Annotated in this window: 13 protein-coding genes and 1 pseudogene; 9 read left to right on the top strand and 5 right to left on the bottom strand. The window is 51.0% G+C overall.

The features are described from left to right. The 5 genes and pseudogenes from MU521_RS05730 to MU521_RS05710 form a co-directional block, all read left to right on the top strand. Positions 1-112 (top strand): annotated as a pseudogene (locus MU521_RS05730) (IS630 family transposase); the annotation flags it as partial. A 168-nt stretch (positions 113-280) separates the two neighbouring features. Next, positions 281-841 carry a hypothetical protein gene (locus tag MU521_RS05725; RefSeq protein WP_139171032.1) on the top strand — a complete coding sequence of 187 codons (561 nt, stop codon included), beginning with the start codon at positions 281-283 and terminating at the stop codon, positions 839-841. 260 nt (positions 842-1,101) lie between these two features. Next, on the top strand, positions 1,102-1,455 hold the full coding sequence (locus tag MU521_RS05720) for a histone-like protein (protein WP_092687515.1): 354 nt from the start codon (positions 1,102-1,104) through the stop codon (positions 1,453-1,455). Further along, the gene (locus MU521_RS05715) at positions 1,445-2,935 is read left to right on the top strand and encodes a hypothetical protein (RefSeq protein ID WP_092687518.1); all 1,491 of its coding nucleotides are present in this window, start codon (positions 1,445-1,447) and stop codon (positions 2,933-2,935) included. The genes MU521_RS05720 and MU521_RS05715 overlap by 11 nt, the downstream gene beginning before the upstream one ends. Next, positions 2,919-4,124 carry a hypothetical protein gene (locus MU521_RS05710; protein ID WP_092687521.1) on the top strand — a complete coding sequence of 402 codons (1,206 nt, stop codon included), beginning with the start codon at positions 2,919-2,921 and terminating at the stop codon, positions 4,122-4,124. The genes MU521_RS05715 and MU521_RS05710 overlap by 17 nt, the downstream gene beginning before the upstream one ends. Before the next feature lie 525 nt (positions 4,125-4,649). Here MU521_RS05710 and MU521_RS05705 read toward each other — a convergent pair. From MU521_RS05705 to MU521_RS05695, 3 genes are all read right to left on the bottom strand, one after another. Beyond that, the gene (locus MU521_RS05705) at positions 4,650-5,309 is read right to left on the bottom strand and encodes a hypothetical protein (RefSeq protein ID WP_139171033.1); all 660 of its coding nucleotides are present in this window, start codon (positions 5,307-5,309) and stop codon (positions 4,650-4,652) included. Between the two features lie 170 nt (positions 5,310-5,479). Continuing rightward, on the bottom strand, positions 5,480-10,780 hold the full coding sequence (locus MU521_RS05700; RefSeq protein ID WP_092687524.1) for a DEAD/DEAH box helicase: 5,301 nt from the start codon (positions 10,778-10,780) through the stop codon (positions 5,480-5,482). 7 nt (positions 10,781-10,787) lie between these two features. Continuing rightward, entirely contained in the window at positions 10,788-11,033 is a 246-nt protein-coding gene (locus MU521_RS05695; RefSeq protein ID WP_217630101.1) for a hypothetical protein, read from the bottom strand. A gap of 186 nt (positions 11,034-11,219) precedes the next feature. Between MU521_RS05695 and MU521_RS05690 the strand changes: the two genes are divergently transcribed. Both MU521_RS05690 and MU521_RS05685 read left to right on the top strand, forming a co-directional pair. Further along, positions 11,220-11,525: a TBP family protein gene (locus tag MU521_RS05690; protein ID WP_175452752.1), complete on the top strand. Its 306-nt coding sequence runs from the start codon at positions 11,220-11,222 to the stop codon at positions 11,523-11,525. Positions 11,526-11,618: 93 nt separating this feature from the next. Then, positions 11,619-12,206, top strand: a complete 588-nt coding sequence (locus MU521_RS05685; RefSeq protein ID WP_092687530.1) for a TATA-box-binding protein — start codon at positions 11,619-11,621, stop codon at positions 12,204-12,206. Between the two features lie 4 nt (positions 12,207-12,210). Here MU521_RS05685 and MU521_RS05680 read toward each other — a convergent pair whose 3' ends face one another. Both MU521_RS05680 and MU521_RS05675 read right to left on the bottom strand, forming a co-directional pair. Next, on the bottom strand, positions 12,211-16,269 hold the full coding sequence (locus MU521_RS05680) for an Eco57I restriction-modification methylase domain-containing protein (protein ID WP_092687533.1): 4,059 nt from the start codon (positions 16,267-16,269) through the stop codon (positions 12,211-12,213). A 2-nt stretch (positions 16,270-16,271) separates the two neighbouring features. Further along, on the bottom strand, positions 16,272-19,004 hold the full coding sequence (locus MU521_RS05675; RefSeq protein ID WP_245681131.1) for a helicase-related protein: 2,733 nt from the start codon (positions 19,002-19,004) through the stop codon (positions 16,272-16,274). 413 nt (positions 19,005-19,417) lie between these two features. On the opposite strand from MU521_RS05675, the gene MU521_RS05670 reads away from it, so the two are divergent. Together MU521_RS05670 and MU521_RS05665 are read left to right on the top strand one after the other, a co-directional pair. Then, a complete protein-coding gene (locus MU521_RS05670) occupies positions 19,418-19,816 on the top strand; it encodes a hypothetical protein (protein WP_139171034.1) in 399 nt (132 codons plus the stop codon). A 283-nt stretch (positions 19,817-20,099) separates the two neighbouring features. Beyond that, positions 20,100-20,507 carry a hypothetical protein gene (locus tag MU521_RS05665; RefSeq protein WP_139171035.1) on the top strand — a complete coding sequence of 136 codons (408 nt, stop codon included), beginning with the start codon at positions 20,100-20,102 and terminating at the stop codon, positions 20,505-20,507. The last annotated feature ends 440 nt before the right edge of the window (positions 20,508-20,947 follow it).

Here is a 20,947-nt window from a genome sequence, read left to right as displayed (position 1 = left end):
TCAGTCTCTTGGAAACCGTCTCTTCGACACATTAGATGAACTTCGTGAGGCTGCACTCATTGCGCTTGATGACATCGAGCCTCCGAATATCTTCACGTACTTATGTCCTTGAGTATTAGATTCCGGGACGCTATTTTGCATATCATGGAATTATACATTTTTGAACTAATTCGCTAAGCCCCGAAGTCTTATTCCGAGCATGTTCGCACCACCGATAGGGCAAAGAATGACATTAGAACAGACCAGTCTCCAAGACTACGAGTCCACAGCGAACCTCCATATGGAAGAACAACGACTAACGACTGCTGACGTCGAAGAATGCAGTTTCATCGTTGAAGACATCTGTACCGAACTATCTCATATCGACGCGAATAAATGGGAATGTCATGGCGACGTCAGTGATGAGGTTGAATTCCTCACAGACGGCCCCGGATTCGAGACCGCTAAAGAAGTCCATGAAATCATGTGCCGATATACTAGCAATACCTTACAACACCACAACCTGAGGAGGCCGTTTACAATCCATGCCGGGAAGCACTCCAACTACCATGACTACCATCATGGTCATCTATATGGCAGATTTGGTCCGATCGATGTGGCTATCGAGTATGCTGCAGTCGGACAACTCTACGTTTCGCTCGCTGGGAGCAGAGAAAACAAATTATACCATGTTCCCATCTACATCGGCCCCTTAGATGAGGATGGATTACATCTCATTCGATCGGCTCTACAAGCCTACCGGACCAGAGACTACCACGTAATCGATAACGAACCCCATCTTAGCAAATCTCTTCATGTCCCTCAGGCATTTCTCATTCCCAGCTCTGGCGCGACAGATTGACTCGACAAGGGAAGTCAGTACAGCAAATTTTGGAGCGCGATCAAACTTCATATCGTGCTAGAAGTGATGATTGGTTCAGAATCATAAAGATGTCATAGAACAGTGCCCAAGGAGATTGATTTCTAGAGCGGCGGGGACGGGTCTCCCGCCCAAGTATCCAACTCATCTAACAGTGTTTCACAAGATTAACTGGACGGAACACCGCCTTCCACCACGAATCGGTGCAAAGTACTAATTGATATGATTGTTTGGATGCACTTATGAAAGGTGATGAGGAAGGCTCTGTCAACCCACCGTCCCCGGTCAAAAACCACTCTCTCAAGAATTTCGTGAAAGAAAAGTCCGACATGCGGGCGGGTTCAGACGCTGTGGATGAACTCCACCACCATCTTGAGTTCATCGCCGAACGCATCTGGCTGGAGGCGACCAAAGAAGCTGAGGACGACGATAGGAAGACCGTCAAGCAACGTGACGTGCAGGAGGCCATCGACTCCGTGACCCAGCCTCACGATCTCATCAAAGAGACATCCCGCCACCTCAGCTATATGCAAAACATGATTGACGGACAGCTGGAGAAGTCCCCGCTCTACGCGGAGAATCGGTATGACGACTGACCGCTTCCTGTTCAGAGACGGGTACTCCATCGACGAGAAGATTAGACGCATCCCCACCCCGAACATCTCACCCGAAACCCCCGAGATCAACCGAAGACTCGACGAACTCCAACTCACCGAAGAAGATCTGAAACGCATCGGGAAGGGCGACTTCTTCGACGAGGCCAAGGAGAAGTTGGGCACACCCGAGTACCGCCGGCTGGTCTCAACGCTTTTCAACAGTTACGGTACCGAGGGCGATAAGTTCAACATGCAGTTGTTCGTCGCCGGGGAGAACATCGCTCAGAACGAACTTTCTCGACGGGCCGAAAACCACAAGGGCGACCGTATTGACTCCGACTTCGATTCCCTCGTTGAACCCATCGTCCTGACCGACTGCAACACCGACCCGGACTCCGTGGACTTGCAGTTCCGAACCACGGCGAGGCTGGAGGACATCAACCCGGACGAGAAAATCCCGATCCAGATTATCAACAAGGAGTCCGGAAAGACAGTCGAGCAGTACGGAGAGAACTACAAGATCAAGGCACCTGCCCGGTACCGAATCGAGGCGAGGGTGTACACAGAGACCAGTCTCGTCGCCGTCTCCAACTACTCGAAGATCGCTGAAGGCCTGAAGACCGACATAGCGAAGACGGTTACCGAGATGGGGCGGACAGGGACGTTGACTGGCGTTGGTGAAACGAGTCTCCTTGAACTGAACGAGACAGAACTATTGTTCCTCCTGCAGGAGATGGAGGGCGAGATCTCCGGGCTGGGTTACACCATCGAAATCGCCGGCGTCGACACCGCCGACTACACCGGCCAGCACGACGAGGACATCTTCGATACCGAACTCGTGCGCGCCGCCGACGACGCAGGCCAGATCCGGAAGGTCAAGTTCTACGTCGATCATCCTCGGGCGGACGCAGGCGACGAGCGAGACGTGATGCTCCGAATCTTTGATGACGGCCACCTGACCACCTCCAAGCCCGTCCCGGCAGACCTCCTCGACGCAATCGTTGGAGAAATACACACCATCCGTGGGTACAAGGAGTTCCTCACTCCATTCGTCGAACTCATCCGCTCCTACGCCGGCGTGAAGTTTAGGGGACAATCATCCACTATGACCAACAGCCACGTCAGCGACACCAACCGCGCCCTCGACAACCTCATCGAGACCTACTTCGGCGAGCAGGACACACAGACGGAGGAACTTCGACTCCACAAGTCCATGATCGCCAATATCGGCATCAAGCTGTGTGATGAGGGAATTCCGGATGCCGAGGATGTCGACGGCGTGACCGAATTTGACGACTTCTACGAGTATGACGGTAAGATAGAGGAATTCTTCAATGACTACGCCAGTCACCGGCTCGACAGGCCCGACATTGACTTCGACGCCCTTTCTAACCACCTCCACCATCTTCTCATTCAGGACTGGGACAGTCCGGCGGACGTGATAGAATACGCGATAGAGCAGTATGATCTTAGCCGATGAGGCCGACGTACTGGAGGAAGCCTTCTACCGGGCCGAGGTGAGCGACGTCTCCGCCCTCGAATACCGTGGCGAGCAACTGCACCAGTACGCTGACTACCTCGACATCGAGCGCGACATCGTCCCATCCCTCAACCCCTACTTTTCGGTCTCCACGGAGCGGCGCTGCGAGAAGCACAACATCCCTATCTCGTCCTGTGGATGCAGTGAGAGGCGGGAAACCGAGACTTCCATCTACCAACTCGAACCAGAGGCACTCATTGAGGACTGGGTCAGGACCGTGCGGGACAGTGGCGTGTTCAACTCCACCGAGTTGGAGAAGTTGAGTCCCACCAGATACGTCCTCACGGGGCAGATCGACAGAACTGAGATCACCTTCCAATGCTTCTTCGATAGGAACGACTTCGAACGGTACGACTTCGAGCCACTCTCGCTGGAGTTTGGGGTTTCCTTCTTCGGCAACCACTCGGCCGTCGAGCGCGAGTACTGCTACTCGTGGCGAGAGTTTCTTGAGGACGACTTCCGAGAACAACTCACCCGGGGCGTGAAGCGCCTCAAGGAGACGATTGGGGCCGATTTCTATGAGTACAGACCTCTCGAAGACTTCCGAGACAGGGTGCGGCAGAGCCTCCAAAGGTACTTTTCTGACTCCGGGTATGAGGTACGTCGAGAGGTGGGTGAGGTGTGTCCGGTGGAGACCATTCAGTATGGGATAGACACCAGCAAGACAGACTTCGTCGCGTCAAAGGATGAAAGCGACTACATCGTCTGTCACTGCGAGAAGACGCCCGGCTGGCACGTCCATCATTTCGTCGACGGCCGCATCGAATCCGCCGAGCAGACCCCGATCATAGAGGACATGATTGGCAAGATCGAGGAGAAAATCAACACCTTCCTCGACATCCAGACCGACAAGAAGACCGCCTCCAGATTCGTCACCGTCATCTCCACCCTCTTCTCCGTGGTCTTCGTCGTTCTCCTCTTTGACCGTCTCGGCTCCCTCTCGTCGTTCCTAAGCGAACAGTTCCAACTGGGAGGCAGTCTGGAGGCCCTCGGTGTCGGACTGTTGATTCTCGATGCCATCGCGGTCATCGTCCTTGCCGCCGTCATCACCCGTCCTTACTACCTCGACTACCGGTTCAGCTGGAATATCAGGCCGTTTGACCAAGAGAACACTTCCGAGGCGGACTAATAACCCCGACGGACCACCTTATATTCAAGTACTCCTTGACGATGTCCTCCGCCAACGCGTCCCGCCCGTACACTTCGCGGAGTAACAACTTGTCCAACTTGTTGCACAACTCCTCAACCTTTGCTCCCGTTCTCCGATCCGTTCCTCGTCCCATGGTCATTGTAACGCTCTGTTGGCTGTACCCTCTGTTTTGATCAGATAAACGTTCTAGCCTGTAAATAAAACCCTCTTTACCTGTTTAGATGCTTCTGAAGGCGTTGATTAGATCCGCTATTCCGAATCAGCCGGTCCATGAGTGTCTCTTTCCCAGATTTTGTTCTCTGCGGCGGAACTTGAAGTGGACCATCTGCACTGCGTCTAAGCAAAGCCCTTACTAGAAAACATCACATGAAACATACCAGTAAACAAACGAGTAAACTCACTGGTTTACTCAATATCTTCTCAGGATAGATTCGGAAGTGGAGAAAAGACTGATGGTTCAAGTCACTTATGGGAACGAAACCTGAATTGGAGTGGCCCTTTGAATTAGAAGTCCACAGAAACCATACTTAGATCGTCAAAGAACTGCTCTGCATTCCGAAGTACGACGGAATTGAAATTCGACTGGTCAACGAAGGGATCGTACCTACTGAGTATCCCACGCAAATGATGGGGGGTAACGTCACATCGTGTGCAATCGAAAACAGGCCAGCCATGACCGTCAAACCCCCACTCTCCAACAATACTATACAAAAATTTAAAAGTAGTGACACTTACATCATCTATTGACCCCGGTTCAGGAACCGACTTATCACGTCCCGCACCCCAGTTTTCTTTCCGCAATGTGAGATATGGGTGTGACTTGAGAAACAAAGCATACTTCCGTCGAATATGATCACCGTAGTACTCCTTACTATCGACGTATCTAACTTTTAGCGCTAAATCGTCAAAGAAATCGAACAATGTGTTCGCAACATCTTCGTTTTCAAAGAAGCAGACCAGTGAATTATTCCTTCTGTTATCGTCTGGCGTCAAAACACCCTTATATAACAGCATCCCTGTGATTGTAGCTTTTTGACCGGGATTGTAGCTTGGATGATCGCAGTAGCCATCAGTCTGCCAATGGAGGGAAATATTCTCGAATGCCTCTTTACAGTGATGACAGGACTCATATTTTGGGTGGGACCTTAGGTCCTCTCTGACCATATCCATTGGTTCTAACACCGTAGTTAAAAATCAACAGTCTGATTCATCATTCTATCAATACAGCACACACCTACTGTCCAATGGTTTACCGGTGCAGGAGACGAATATATCGTCTCCACTACGAAATCTTTACCAGCGGATCTCCTTTATTAGACGTTAATCACATCGAGTTATATATTCTCCCAAACCTCAGGAACCCATTCTACATCTGAAATTCCAATCACTCTATAACCCATCTGCTTGAGTCTCGTCCTCTTGCGATCATCATCCTCTTTGACGTAGTCTTTCTCGTGATCAGGGCCGTCTACGAACACCGCGACGGAGCTACCAGATCGTTCATAGAAGAAGTCCGGCTTTGCTACCGGCTCGTCACCGTCATAGATGACTTTCTGTGCCTCGTCAGGAAGTTCGAAGCCTTGATCCTGAATAGCGTGAAGTACCTCACGCTCGAAACTGGAGTCGCAAGCTTCTAACAGCTCATCAAAACTCCCATCATCTTGACTACTACTCTCCTCAGCCAGTTCTGTTAGCGTTGCAGCCTCCAGACTATCCAACCACGACTCAACGAGGGTCCTGTCAAGGGACTCGTGTTCCCGTTGATTGTAGAAGGACAGTAGACACTCATAACACGCCCGTTCACATCCGTCATCGTCAGGTTCACCGTGAAGAACAGTCTGAGCTTCTCGAATGACCTTTCTGAAGCGTGCCTCTTCCATCAGCGAGTGTAGTACGCCTGCACCCCCCTCGCTGGTTTCGTAAATTACGATGGTGACTTGCCCGTGTTCTCCCGTTGCTGGTTTGATGAATGTATCAATTTCTTCCTCGTCCAGATCGAACGCAACCAGAATCCCCTGATAGACAGTCTCTTTGAGGGTTCGATAGAAGTCCTCAGTTTGTTCAGGGTCTAGGTCGCCCGGAAGCGGTGTTGTCAATGTAACCGTGTCGTGTTGCCCTTCAGAGAACAACTCGATTTCACGTTTGATCGCTTCTTCAGATGCATTAGCGTAGCAGTCTGGCTCGTCTTCGTCAATGTGACTCTCGATTTGATCCTCGCTTGTCAGCCAGCGGTTACACTGCATACAGAGGGCGAATCCGTTCAGATCATCGTCATCAGCATCTCGGAGGCCGCTATTGACCAAGACAATATTCGCGCTTCCCTCGTAGGTCACTCGGGCTTCGATCCCAGCGCCCTCTAAGTCGTAGGCTTGGGGATCAGACCGCTCGTAGTAGCTATTGATGTCATATCCCTGTCGTCGGCGTTCTTCCTCGTCGCTGGTGATATATTCTTCTGGTCGAGCGTGTTGGTTCGGGAATTCCATCGCATTCGGATTCGGATGAGTCCCATCGAAAGACATCTCACAGGAGGGACACGCTGCGGCCTCCTGAGCATCCTCACCCATCAGGATTGTCTCACATTCTGGGCAGACACGGAGATTCCGGGTGACTGGCTCTGAATCCTTCGTCCGAGGTCGGGCATACCGAACAGCAAACCGCTCTCCAGCGTAGTAAACGTGGTTTCCGGGTGCGAATTCGCTGATAGCCCGTGTCTGGTCCCGCTGGATGTCATCCTCTCGGGAAGTGAACGTCAGTGTCGTACTCTGTCTCGGGAATCCGTAGTTCGGCAGGAATCCCTGCGAGCGGAGATACTGGTAGGTGTAGAAGCGTTTATTCCCAGAGCGCATATCCTCTAGCCGATCTTCGATGGCACTTCGCTCAATCTTATCTTGGTATGACCCCTCTTCTGTCGCAAGACGACTATTCAATCGCCGCAACTCCCTGCTTAAGCGGGTATATTCACGTCGCCACGGTTGGAATGCCTCATCGAGATTATCGACGAAATTGTCCACTTTACGCTCGATAAACGCGTCAGTGAACCACTCGCCAACGGAATCCTGTTCGCGTTCACGGGCGAACGCCTGTTTTACCGCTCGGATGATTTTCTCCCGATTGTTCGAGACAGCGTCCTCTAAATCTGCCCGGTAATCGGGCATAATCTCGTAGTCGCTCCCCTCTTCGATGACAAGCATCTGGCGGGGCTTACTCTTGAACTTCAGTTCAATCTGTTCGAGAACGAGCGCGTTGATATGCGACTCGACCAGATCCTGATTGTTGAGCAAGAACGTCGGTGGACTGATTTCACCGGCGATGATTCGCTCAGGATGTCGGTAGAAGTACTGGTCGTGTGATCCTTTTCCGAATCCACGACCACAGAATGTCGTAACGAGGGATGGCTGATTTTGCCGACCGGCGCGGCCCGAACGCTGGGCGTAATTGCTCGGGTTCGGTGGGACGTTTCGCATATAGACATTGGAGAGGTCACCAATGTCAATGCCGAGTTCCATCGTTGGCGTCGAGACGATGGTGTTCACTTTCTCGCCTTCTCGGAAGTCCGACTCCAGTTGTTTTCGCTTCTCGTTTTCGACCTGTCCGCTGTGTTCGCCGGCGATGATGTCCACAGCATCGTCGAACGACTCAGTATAGAGGTCGTAGAAGTAGGACGATTCGAGATCCGTCTTTTCTGGCGTAATCGAGTCGCAGCTGTAGTTCAGACAAACATCGAGTTCGTCACGCGTCGTCGGTGTTCCACATTTCGGACAGACTCGCACGTCATCAGGATCAGCGTGTGTCACCCGAATTGCGCTGTGATTCAGCATGTACACCTTGCCGGTGTACTGTAGTGATTTCTGCGTCAGTAGCTTGAGAATCTCATCGTCGCTGATAACGTCAATGACGCTGTTGATGATCGCTTTCGCAGTATCCGTGTCTACGTCCAACGCACGCGAGGTCCATCGGACGTGGCGAGACCGGGAATGCGTGAGACGACGCACTCGGTGTCGCCCACTAGTGTTTGCGGTGTCACTGTACCCAACTGGGAAGTTGAAGAACTCCTGTCCATGGAAATGGACCTCTTCGTCGAGTTGGTTGATAACATTGCGCTTGAAGTCGGCGAAGTTCGTGGTACTCTCGTGGTCGATCGCAACGCTCCGACGGAAGATGTCCAAGAACCCATGGATATACTCCTCTCGAACTTGTGGATCGGCATTCGAGAGAACAGGGGTTGAGTCCCACACGTCGTCAACTTCGGCTAATTTATCGAGGTTCTCGTATTTAACGTCGATTAGCCCGACGTCTTCGAGGCTCTGCTGAGTGCGTTGCTGTTCTCGACCGAGTTCGAGGATGACGTTGAACAGGAGATAGTTACTGTAGTTCTGGCGGTCCTCTGCGGAGGGACCGAACATCCCTGTGTCTATCGCTGGGGGAAGAGCTTCTTCCTCTTCGAGCAGGTCGAACACGTCATTTCCGAGTGACGTGAGGCTAATGTCGTCGCTCTGAGCGAGCGTATGGAATAGCGACCGTCGGAACCGAACTCGCTGGTAGAGATTATTGAGATGAGCTGCCTGTAGTGCAGTGTCCTGCCGGTTGTCAGAGAAGGCGATCGTCTTCTGCTGATCGTCGGGAAGGTTCCGCATCGTATTCCCGATGAGGACGTCCGTCGCAGTCGAGCGACCGACTGTACCGAACGTGAACAGCTTGTTGAACTCGTTCTTGACCCGGCGTGTGTAGTGGACACCGCAGTTCGGGCAGAACAGGAACGGCTCGTTGACTTTCATCACTTCAACGCCCTGTGCGGCGAAACACCCACATTCGAGTTGTCCCTGCTCCACTCGACCGGGTGTTAGCTGATCGCATTCTGGGCAGTAGGTCGCCGGTCGAGGTTCGGCTTCTATGTAGGTATCTCGCAGCTGGCCGTTGTCGTTGAGCCACTCGTCCGGGAGTGGGGCAGTGTCTCGATCCCAATCGCCCCGCATCAGGTACGCATCTTCTTCATCCTCTTCGGTGTCCACGAAGGTACTCAATGCTCCCTGAGATACGTTGTATTCCTCGTCGACGACAACGGTGTAGTATTCCTGTCCGCACCCGCGACAGAACGAAAGTGGGTAGGCAGTACGAGTGCGGTCATGCTCTTGGGCGCACGTGCGGCACTCGATGTCACCGGCATCACTCAGATGGGGATCGTCGTCCTCGAAGGACGCCTCGGTGAGACAGGAGACGAGGCCGCTTCCCTGACTGAAGAAGGTATGGAGTTTCGGGATGAAAATCGGCTGTTCCTCACCTTGTATCTCAGTTGTTCCAACGGTCCCGACGAGCAGGGCTGCCTGTAGTTCCTGCTCGATTTCGTCGCGGGATGCCTCGGGTCGGTACTGGTCCTGATAGCGACTGACGAGATCATCACTATCTTCGCTATCATCCTCACCGGCGAAGATTTGCTGACTCCGGGCACTCAGTTCTTCATCGAGGAACTTGATTGTGGGATGGTCTTCCAGCGTGTCCCCGAGTGTGGAAGCATCCGTTGTTTCCGCCGGCACCAACTCTCGGTCGAGCAGCTTCTCGGTGAGGTTTTGAGCGGCTTCGAGACTCCCATCAAAGCTGGCGATGTCGTCGGGGGTGACTTCGATGTCACCGGGTAGGGGCTCATCTTCAGATAGGGGCAGCGGATAGTGAGACTCACGGACGACGTTCTCGGCGTCCACTTCTTCGCCGAAAATCTTCCCAGTGAAGTCTGCAATCTCGTCGTTAGCGTTGATTCCTTCGTCGCTCTGGACGGTTGCAGACGTACCGATACAGACGAGTTCGTCCCCGGCGTCGGTGTTCTCCTTCAGCCGGCGGACAAGTGCGGCGACGTCGGCACCCTGATGGCCGGTGTAGGTGTGGATTTCGTCGAGGACCAGATACTGTAAGGCACCTTCATGCATCTCTGGGAAGAGCTTCTTGTCGTCATGCCTCGTAAGGATCAGGTCGAGCATGACGTAGTTCGTCATCAGAATGTCTGGCGGGTCGTTCTGCATCTCCTCCCGAGAGACGACTTCGGAATCGAAGGCCTCCTCACGGCCAAACTGTCGGAGGAATTCAGGTGCCTCGTCGGGGTTGTGTGGAGTGTCTCCTGTGTAGAGGCCCAGACGGAGGCCTGTTCCGTTGAGCCGTTCTGCGAAGTCTTCGTACTGAGAGTTCGCCAGAGCGTTCATCGGGTAGATGATGACAGCCTTGATACCGTCTTCTCCCCGCTCTTTGGCTTCGAGACAGTGGCTAACGATGGGTATCCCGAATGCGAAACTCTTCCCGGACCCCGTGCCCGTGGAGACGATGGTGTTGTTTCCGGCTTGTATCGACTGGATCGCCTCAGTCTGGTGTTTGTATGGCTCAATAGGGTCGCCGCCAGCACCGGTAAACACGTCTAGAATACCCTCATGGAGCTTATCGTCTGCAACGAAATCTTCGAGTCTGTCTCCGTACTTGAAGCGTTGATTTAGTTGGACGAATGGTTCCTTCCACAGAACCTTCCCCGTCTCGATGCGGTTCTCGATCCAAGCGTTGATTGTCTCATCGTCGACATTTTGGAAAGTCTCGACATAGGAACGATAGGAGGATTGTACGTTGTCGAGGGCATCGAAAGGATTGAGACGAGTAGCCATTACATTGTCAGATGGCCAAGTGGGACAAAATGCTTATGCTGATCTGAATGCCAATTCCTCCACCCAGTGTCGGCAATTTCAAGACGGCTAACAGTTGTTTATTGCCTATATCGGGAAGAGGAGCATTAAATGCCTGTATCGCTAATTGCTGAAAAACAGCATCTGCTCCAACAATTTTGGACTGGGGCCAAGTCGACTTAACAATGAATAATAATAATCTTGATACTGTAAATTTGGTCGTCAGTGGGGACATCGGGATTGGAGAAGTAGATACCGACAAATTAGCAGAAGATATTCAGGTTTCAGAATACAGTATAAATTCTGGACGGGCCTATTTTCGACCAAAAAATCTACCTACAGTTACAATTATAGGTCTGGGAAATTTACTATAGCTGGTGCAAAATCTCCTGAAGATGTTAAGAAAACAATACAATGGCTGGTGAAATCACTGAAAGAACTTAATTTAGACATTGTAGAATCGTACATAAATGATTCGACCTCTACTGAATTTATCGTTTTGCAGGGTGATTTAGGAGGTCACATTAAGCTCAATGACGCTATAGAAGTACTCGAAGGGCAAACCGAATATGAGCCAGAACAATTTCCAGCTGTCATCTACCGTCCTAGAAGTTCTGATTGTACGGCAACTATCTTTTCAACTGGCAAAGTGTCGATAACTGGTGTGCGCCATCAGAGTACTGCTGAGAAAATTTATGATCAAATAAAATCCTCTTTAGCCGTTTAGAAGACCTGTGAATTCCGAACAGGAGGATTCATCACATATCTCAATAATGCAAAAGAGTCAGGCCACTATGGTTCCTACCGTTCAGTAACTAAGATGACCGCCGGCACTGAAAAAGAGCCCCATCAAGTAAATGGGGTGGAATATCGAGCCCATTCGATGATGCATAAGTCGGTCGTTTGCATGGATCCGACTAAGCTGGAAATGGTTGATGGGTTCGAACGGACTGATACGGGTTATAAATTCGTTCCCGAGAACTCCAATGTCCGGCTTATTATTAGTGGTCGAGATTGGTCAGAAAAAAGATTACTAATCTATGGCTGTCGAAGCTCTGAAGAGGCGAATGAACACACCCACACAGTTATAGAGCGTATTCAAGAAATTGGCCATGATGCAGAACTGATTAGTGGGCCTGAAATTACGAATATTGCTGTAAGTGGTGAATTTGGGTATCCGTTACAATTGGAACGTCTTGCTGTTGATCTTTCGAAAGAGGGAATCGAAGTGGAATATGAGCCCGAGCAATTCCCTGCAGCGATCATAAGACTTGAAGAGCCGTCTGCTACGTTTCTACTATTCTCAAATGGGAAATTTTCCATCCAAGGAATTAAACAAAAGGAACTGATTGAACCCCTGATCACTCGAATTCAAAACCTTCTGCAGGACAAGTACGCTGAAGTATAGTATATTATACCACATTCATTTGCTCAAATTCTCTTAGACATTCCTCTTTTGACCGGAAGAATCCGTATTCTTCTCGCTCTTGTTCCCGAAGTATATCGAAATCGTCCAGAATATACTCAAACTCATCCTTATTTAGACCGTATAGATGTGCGATAGCTGCCTCAAGCTCAGCTCTAAGCTCACGCCTTTCGTTTTCACTCCATTCATTGGGTTGGTCCCGAAGATCAAATTTGTTGCCGAGAGGATCTAATGAACGAGAAGTCCACAGTAGATCCAACCCCCGTTCTATGAGGAAGTTATCTAAAGACTCACTCCCAGTTTTAGTTTCAACTTCTTTTTCGGCAATCTCCGACGGTGTCGGGATTGGTAATTGCTTTAAGATATACAGGGTGAAGTTTGCACCACCTATGGATTGTCGCAGGGCAAAATCAAAACTAAATGAAGTAAAGAGGGTAGTAAATTGGACCGCTATCTTTGCAGGCTGATCGCTTTCAAAGGTCAATACGGGTGCGCTGTGCCCGTGAGGATAGAAGGGAGTGATTGTCCCGATTGAAGTCCGAAAGTCTGTATGTGATCTAGCTACGTTCCGGAATGCGAAAATCCATCCTTCGTCCCATTCCAGTTCATCTTTCCTATCATTAAAGTCCTCTTCGGCAACCCAATAGCGAGGTAGAGGCTCAACATCTGGGTCCGTCTTGTCTTCCGCAGTCAACTTTCTAGTTTCCGCTTTTCTGTTGAACCGCTGTTCGGGAGGAACTCCTTCAAATGTTCCGAATCGATGGTCAAATTGATTAATGAGTTTTCCTTCATATAGGGGCAAATATTTACCATCTTGACATTCTAAGATGTTACCCTGTTCCAATTTATAGCCTTCCTGTCGAAGGTTTTCTAGCTTATTATCACTAAATAAACCAGAGTCGTTCGACATATGATAGATGTAATGGTATTTAACCCCCCATGGATTCTCTTCTCTCTGGTCATTGATTAACACAGGATGGTTTCTGTAGAGTTTTACGACAATGTCCCGCGTCCTTTTATTTTTAAATGTAGGGCATGATTTCGTATTAGGATTGATTTGTTCAAGATCGTAGGGTGTTAATTTGTATACTTTATTGTCATCTCGAACTTGGTCCACAGTTTGATTGTGGAACGAAAACTTTCCTCCTCCGGCTTGCAAATCAGGCCCTGTCAACGTAAGTAGACAAAATCGTTCATTTCTTTCTACATCGGTAAACAGACCTTTAGTGTTCTCAAAATCAAAGAGACTAGCAATCCGGTCATTTTCTACGTAGTGGGCAAATAAATTACGAGTATGATAGTCCGTTGCAATCCCTGTCTTGACCACTAAACCGACTCTACCTTTGGATTCAACTAGGTATTCAGATGCAAGTTCCGTAAATATTGGATACGTATTGAGATCACCTTGGCCAGATAGTGAATATCGACCTGATTCTCTGAGGAATTTCAGAGTCTGATCTGTCCTCCTCTGTGCTTTTTCCCATTTTTGATACAATTCCGGATTCTTCCCTTCGAGTTCGTCGATTAGGCGCTCGCGGTCGCTTTTTGAATCAGAAGACGCAATCTCGTCATTTCTTCCGGAAAACCATTCTTTTTGTGCCAATTTTGGCTTTTCCCAAGGCGGGTTCCCGATAATTGAATCAAACCCATCTGATCCTCCTTTAAACACTTCTGGGAATTCCAACTCCCAGTGGAAGAATAATTGATTTTCTGATATTTCAGTCGCTCTCGAAATAAGGTTCTCTAGGGCCTCATCTTTTGGGTCCGGGTTACGCCGGATTTTTTCAATAGTTGACGGAGTAGGGTACTCTTTCACAGAATCGTCCATTGGCCAGTAAAACGCCGCAGTCCAGATGTCGTATGCCAACATCTCCTGCTGGAATCCCTCTGATTGGCGTAGATCATCATACAGCTGCTTTTTCTTCTCTATATCTTCTGTGTCTTCTTCTTCAATCGCATCCAACTGCTCAGCTATATCGACGTACTCCTCCTTTCCCGCACCCCACTGTTGGAGCGATGATTCTGAGGATCCCTTTGACCGTTCCTTGTTTTCGCTCCTAACCCGCTTTCGGATCTCGTTTCCGACATGCCAGTCACGTCCGCTTGACGTTTCGTAGGCATCCACGGGGAATTCTCTTTCGAGAAGTTCTGAATTAGTCCCAATCAGGGAATTCCCACATTTGATGTGGTGATCAAGGAAGTTCAATGGCTTATCTTCTACAGCGGAATTAATCCAAAGGCTGACCTTTGCCAGTTCGACAGCCATCGGGTTGAGGTCGACAGCGTAGATACAATGCTGAAGGACGTCTCGCCGGGCTTCACGGATTTGGTCCTCAGGCGGATAGTCATTTTTAGAGCGGATCTGTGCGAGCCGTTGTGCTAAGAAGTTGTTCGCAGCAATTAGGAACGCACCGCTTCCGCTTGCTGGGTCACAGACTGAGACATCAAGGAGAGCATCTTCCTTTTCGGCAGTTGTAGTGGCGTTTTCCAGACGGTCTTCCACGACGGGTTTGAGCGCACTCTGAACTAGTTCTTGAACCAGACCGGGATCCGTGTAGTAACTCCCGGTCTCTTTCCGTTCGGTTCCTCGGTCATCGAGATAGAACTCGCCACGAGATACCGTTCTGTCTTCCAGTTCAATAACCTCGGTCGCCAACCTTGGTGTAAATTCGAGCAGACTCTCGTAGACAGACCCAATCTCCTCTACACCGAGATCAGCATACGAGATCCGCTGGCGCGTTCCCTCATGTTCAATGAGGGTCAGGTCCTCGACTGCGTCTAAGAGGTCGTCATTGGAACACTCACTTTCAGATACCCATTTGAGCCGCTCTGAATCGAAGAGCATTCCGTTGTAACAGGGAACACCGAGTTCGTCGTTACCCTTCTCGACGAGTCGGAATGTGGACTGCAGACCATGCCAGAGGTCGGTGTTCCGATCACTCCCACTTCGACGTGTTTCGGCCTTCTCACGAAGGTTCGTAATGCTGTACTCGTCGGTGTACAGGCTGTCACGGGACGCCATCATCCCCCGCTGTTCCGCATACATTAGGAAAAGCAGGCGGTACACTAACAGGAGAACCTCCTGATAGTACTCCTTAGCTTCCTCTTCGCCGCCTTCTTGGAGGAATTCTCGAATCTCCTGATTGAGTAGTCCAGTACCTAGTGTCTCGATGGCGCTTACGACGTTAGACTGTAGGTCTTTCCCGACCTTGATTCCGGTAGACAGAGCGACCTGATACAGCTGCTCCACCGGAGGTTCAATATCATCCTCTTCTTCCTCAGCAACGACTGGCTCGATGAAGCGTGTGGCGTGACAGAGCCGGTAGAGCGCTCGGAAGTCCCCGTAGTTCCGGCTGGTGAACATATTCTCCAGATCGAACTCCACGTACCCACGGGTGTACGTGTGGTAGAAGTCCCGGAGAATACGGAGCGTCAGTCCGTTAGTTACGACTGCCCAGTCGTGTTCGTCGCTGGCGTTGAGGAACTCTTGGAGCGTGTCGTGCGGACTCTTAGCCCCACGGGGAGCATCTTCTGGCTTCTCGTCCAACTTCTGTTCCGGTTCGACGGTATGCAGGATCGGAGCCGTCCGCCCTTCCATCTCGCCGTAGCTTTCGATGTCACCGTCGGGCCACCCCTTATGTGAGAGGTTCGCCTCGATGCCGCCCACTTCGAGATTCTCACGCTGGAAAACTGGCTCGAAGCCAAGGTTCCGGAACAGCTTGAGGATCCACTTCTGGCGAGCGTCCGAGACGTCCATATGGAACAACGTCTCGTCCATCGTGAGTTCGTCCCAACGCTCTCGAAGCGTGTCCCACGTATCCCCAATCTCTTGTTCGAGGTCCGCCTCTTCGGGCGGCTCTGTATCTGGTAACGCGAAGGTCTCTGGACGAACGGCAGACTCCCCGCATTGACGCTGGCGGAGTTTGCTCACCAGTTCGTCTGTGAGCAGACCACCGCTAGTGGTGATGAATGTCGTCGATCCGGTTCGTCGCGTGCTGCTACTTGATTCCTCGTCCGCGTCGGTGGAGGGTGTATCGATACTCATTGTTAGTTGCTCCCGTAATAGACCGTGACAGTCAGCAGATCTTTACTTGCGATTTCGACGTCGTCGATGCCAGACAGCCAACTCCCAGTTCCTGACTTCTCAAGCTCCGCTCGCATCTCCGTCCGCTGTTCGACGATCTTGTCCCGGCGCTGTTCTGCTCGGTGTTGCAGCGTCTGCTCGAATGCCTCGTGTCCGAGCGCCGCTTCGAGGTCGTCTTCTTTCTCCATTTGAGTTCGCTGAACCGGTTTGGCTTCGCTTTCTTCCAGTGCCTCGACGGTTTCCTGATCGAGCGGTTCGTTCCCGTAGATGGGCAACCCAACCTGCACCAGTTCCTCCATAATCGTTGGGTCAGGCTTGGTGTCTGCCACATATCGCACAAGTGCTGTGTATACTGCTGTTCGTTCGCTTACTTCATCCGTTCCCCGTATGGCCGTCCGCCCGTACCGTTCCTCGTCGGTTAATGCAGTTTCCTTGACTGCTTCGATAAGCCGCTGCACGAGTGGGTGAGCGATGTCGAGCATCTCCGTATCGGAGGACTGGGATGCCTCGTTCGGGTCGAACGTCACATCCTCGTACTCTCGCTCGATGTCCGGCCCTTGAAGCCGATCAGCGGTGACCTCTATGTCGAGGTGCCCTTGGACGTTCATGTCATACGAACAGCTGAACAGGTTCAGGGCACTCTTTACGAACTGCTCCAAGCTGCCCTGCCCGCCAATCCGCTGGTGCGTCTCTTCTTTGCGCTTTTGCACCTCTTGTAGCCCGACTTCGGTGTGACCGTAGAAGGACTCTGACTTGATTCGGTCGAGCGTCTCGTCGTCGAAGACGCTTGCACTGTCTCGCTCAGATGGTGTGGTACCTCCTCCGAACTCTTCGAGTGTCGCCTGTGGAACCCCGGCGTCGATCCCTTCGTCTTTGAGGAGTTCGAGGATCCCCTCGTCGTCACCGAAGTACGGCGGTGAGAACCCGTACTCCTGTCTAATGTTGTTCGCTTTCTGAACCAGCTTTTCGAGGATGGCGACGTCCATTTGGTCCTCGACGACCATCGTCCGGATGACGACCTCGTCGTTCTTCTGTCCGTACCGGTCGATTCGACCATTCCGTTGTTCCAGCCGGTTCGGGTTCCACGGCAGCTCGTAGTGAATGATCTGGTTTGCGGCGTGCTGGAGATTCATCCCCTCGCTGATGACGTCGGTAGCGATGAGGACGCCCCGTGTGGAGTCCTCAAACTCCTTGAAGCGCTCTTTCCGCTGGGCTTCGTTAAGAGACCCGTGAAGGGTGAAGACATCGGTCTCGTCGCTCTGCGAGTCCTTGATCTGCTCTTCGAGGTACTCCAGCGTGTCCACGTACTTTGTGAAGATGATGACACGGGGGTACTGGAACCGATTGGGAAGGGTTTCGTCGAGGAGTTGCTGTAGCTTTGCGTCACGGGTTTTAGTGACCTTTTCCGCCTTCTCTGCGACGCCTTCGAGGACTTCCAGCTCTTGTTCGATAGCGGCCTTGTCACCGGTGACAACCCGTTCAACTCGCTCTCCGACTTCCTCCTCGCTATACTCCTCTCCGGGATCGTCGTCGAGTGCATTTGCCTGTGCCATCGATTCAGAAATCCCGGCAGTCTCCTCGATTACAGTCTGTGTATCTTCCTCGTCGAGATCATCCAACCGGCCTTCGAGCTTGTCTTGACGATTCTTCAGTGATTGTCGGAGTGCCTCTGGACTGCTCAGCGCTCGCTTGAGGAAGTGGATAACGGACCAGCGTGCCAGCGTTTGGCTCTTAGAACTGGAACGCTGGGCGGACGACATCAGCAGTTCACCATACTCTCTGACGGCGTCGTACGTCTCTTGTTCGTACTTCGTCGGTGTGACCCGAACCTCGTCTTGGTCACGTTCTGGGAAGGGACTTTTCCCGTCACTATCGGAGAACCATTGTTTGACGTCATCTCTCCGGCGTTGAACGACGTGCTTTCGAGCGACTTCTCGATGAATCGTGGGGTCGTGTCGAGGCCCGGAGACAGCGTCGACGTCAAGCATTCGGATCAGACTGGCGAAGGAATCAGTGTAACCGTTGTGCGGCGTGGCCGTCAAGAGGAGACAGTGTTCTGCGTGGTCGGTGATTTCGGTAGCAAAATCCCAACGTTGCATATCAACCGTTTCGTTTGCCCCAGATTCGTGAGGCTTCGCCGCTTGATGTGCCTCGTCAATGATCACGAGATCCCAGTCTTGATCGAGAATTTCGTGCCGAACGCTGTTTTGCTTGGCATAGTCGATGCTGACGATTAGCTTCGAGAAGTGTTCCCACGGACTGGTTCCCGGTGGAATCTCCTTCTCCATCGCCTTCCGGTGGCGTCGGCTGATGATGTCCGCATCAATGTGGAAGAAATAATTGAACGCCTCCCGCCATTGTTCCCGAAGATTCGCAGGCGTGATGATGAGAATTCGATCCGCTTTGTTGCGAGCCATAAGCTCGCTGGTGATGAGCCCCGCCTCGATAGTTTTCCCAAGACCGACGTCATCCGCCAGTAGCATCCGGACACGGGGCATATCCAGAGCCATCACAACTGGAGTAAGCTGGTATTCAGTCGGGATCACCCTTGATCGCTGGAGACTCACAAGTGGGGCTGTCCCGTGTAGCATCGAGAGACGGTAAGCTCGATTCAGAAGACGCTGAAATTCTGGGTTGCCGATTTTCTCTGAATCCGGTGGTTCCAGCCTTCCTTCCTCGATGTTCTCGACCGGCACATAGAATCGATGCCTATCGCCGGTGTTTCCGTCTAAAGGAGTAGCCGTAACAACGCTACCATTTACAGCGTCAACTCTCCATAGACGATTCCGGTTTTCTACGACAGACCCGGGTTGGATATTTGAGGGGAGTTGTGAACTCATTCGTCAATTGAAGAGGAAGGAGCTGTTGGCGGCTCGGCCCGCATAGTGACAATGTTTGACTGAGGCCTCTGTTGACCATTTTGTATAGAATCCCAGTCGGCGTTGCCAACTGATGTGAGCCTCTGGATAGTCATGTCTCGCCGGTCGTATCCATGACATAAAAATCCGCGCCTCTATTTCCGCCGATGAATCGATGAAGACGCTCTAATTTCAAACAGTGTTGGATAAGCCCTGAAGTCTTATCAACGACCCCTTCTCGACAACCGTTGATGACAGACAGCGAAGAAACAGCCTTCCAAAAAATCAGTGGAGTATTCGATGAACTCGTGGATATACGGGGAATCTCGTGGCGGGCTGAAGGTCAGAGTGAATTAGTTGACAGTCCTGCATTGGAGCCATGGGACGAGGTTCGAGAGATCGTTGAGAAAAGGGCTGAGAAGAAAGAGACTGAGAGGTATATCCATAGTAATCGGATTCACTACTATTCCGACAGAGAATATCCAACTCGACCATATTTGCAAGCCAAGCTGTTGAGTGACTCAACGGCCTACTGGATACGGTATTGTGAGCAGGGGTACCTCTATCTTTTCGGCTTACCACCGGATGCTCAAGAATTCCGCATTTGCCGGTTCAATATCTCACGAGACACCCCATCTACATCGACATAATTGTCAGTACGGATTTGACGATGTTTCAAGCATTCTGACGGGACCCCAACCCTGCACTCTAGACTAATTATAAAATAATAATCATTTTTGAGTAGTGAGCGTTGTAGCCTCGGTCGATGATCCATTACCGGCCTTACCCACGGGGTATACCCGACGCCGAATTATTCTGCTTTGAAACGCTGTGAAATAGTTATAGTGCGTCCGTAGAACGCTACGTGCAGCATCTCTCGTGCGGAACTAGAAAGCATGGAAGTCTTTTATGTCATAAAGATCAACTATACATATGTCGATAGAAAATACCCAATCACTAGTTGTGAATGGACGAGAGTTAGATGCTCTAGCACAGCTCGTACTAAAATGCATAGATCAAGAGGATGCAAATCACACAAGCGAACTCACCCAGTCCATCGGTGTTGACCACAACCGCATTCGACGTCGGTTAGAATGGCTCTCGGAAGCAGGTATTGCCGAGATCGAGCAAGTATCTCATCCACAGAGACCAAGTCTTCCAGATACCCGGGTCGAGCTGACGGGCGATGCAGTTGATGTGCTGGAACGGATTGAGTCTCCCGCAGACGGCCTGAGTGTGGATGAACAGGTCCAGTACCTCCAGACCGAAGTTGATGACCTACGCAATCGTATCGAATCGCTTGAAGAAGTTATGACGCAGGCTGGTGTCTGGCTGGAGTAGTCCTGTAGCACATCATCAACAGTCGATTTCCACTCGTATGGTTTGAGAAGAGAATCTAAGCAAAAATCGCCAATATTCATCCAACTTTGTGTAACACATCTCAGGAATGTCATCTCGAAACCTATGCCCCCCGTGGGGGGTGGTTGCTACCGTTAGTTGAGTGAGTTAATAGAGATCGAACAGAATAGAACGAGTCGTTGGAACGCGGACTCACTCATATGTCGGAGTCTCGCTGTCCCCACTCTCTGTTTCACTCGTGATCGTTCCTTTCACGAGTTTCCGACTGGCCTCTCAATTTAACCTATTATCTCTCTGCTTATAAGGGTTACATCCTTAGAGATAGTTTGTATAAAATTTCTTTCTTTTATTGCTAGCTGACGGTACCGTTGTAACCAGCTATGTCACCTAACCATATAAGAGTTCCATCCCTAGAAAGAATA

The organism is Halorientalis regularis (assembly GCF_023698535.1).
Classification (GTDB): domain Archaea; phylum Halobacteriota; class Halobacteria; order Halobacteriales; family Haloarculaceae; genus Halorientalis; species Halorientalis regularis.
Note: the sequence above shows the minus strand (reverse complement) of the source record. Positions and strands in the feature narration are given on the sequence as shown.

What these genes read in the sequence shown, in the direction of transcription:
- MU521_RS05725 (WP_139171032.1), top strand. Translation starts at nt 281, where the DNA reads ATGGAAGAACAACGACTAACGACTGCTGACGTCGAAGAATGCAGTTTC.
- MU521_RS05720 (WP_092687515.1), top strand. Translation starts at nt 1,102, where the DNA reads ATGAAAGGTGATGAGGAAGGCTCTGTCAACCCACCGTCCCCGGTCAAA.
- MU521_RS05715 (WP_092687518.1), top strand. Translation starts at nt 1,445, where the DNA reads ATGACGACTGACCGCTTCCTGTTCAGAGACGGGTACTCCATCGACGAG.
- MU521_RS05710 (WP_092687521.1), top strand. Translation starts at nt 2,919, where the DNA reads ATGATCTTAGCCGATGAGGCCGACGTACTGGAGGAAGCCTTCTACCGG.
- MU521_RS05705 (WP_139171033.1), bottom strand. Translation starts at nt 5,309, where the DNA reads ATGGTCAGAGAGGACCTAAGGTCCCACCCAAAATATGAGTCCTGTCAT.
- MU521_RS05700 (WP_092687524.1), bottom strand. Translation starts at nt 10,780, where the DNA reads ATGGCTACTCGTCTCAATCCTTTCGATGCCCTCGACAACGTACAATCC.
- MU521_RS05695 (WP_217630101.1), bottom strand. Translation starts at nt 11,033, where the DNA reads ATGTCCCCACTGACGACCAAATTTACAGTATCAAGATTATTATTATTC.
- MU521_RS05685 (WP_092687530.1), top strand. Translation starts at nt 11,619, where the DNA reads ATGACCGCCGGCACTGAAAAAGAGCCCCATCAAGTAAATGGGGTGGAA.
- MU521_RS05680 (WP_092687533.1), bottom strand. Translation starts at nt 16,269, where the DNA reads ATGAGTATCGATACACCCTCCACCGACGCGGACGAGGAATCAAGTAGC.
- MU521_RS05670 (WP_139171034.1), top strand. Translation starts at nt 19,418, where the DNA reads ATGACAGACAGCGAAGAAACAGCCTTCCAAAAAATCAGTGGAGTATTC.
- MU521_RS05665 (WP_139171035.1), top strand. Translation starts at nt 20,100, where the DNA reads ATGTCGATAGAAAATACCCAATCACTAGTTGTGAATGGACGAGAGTTA.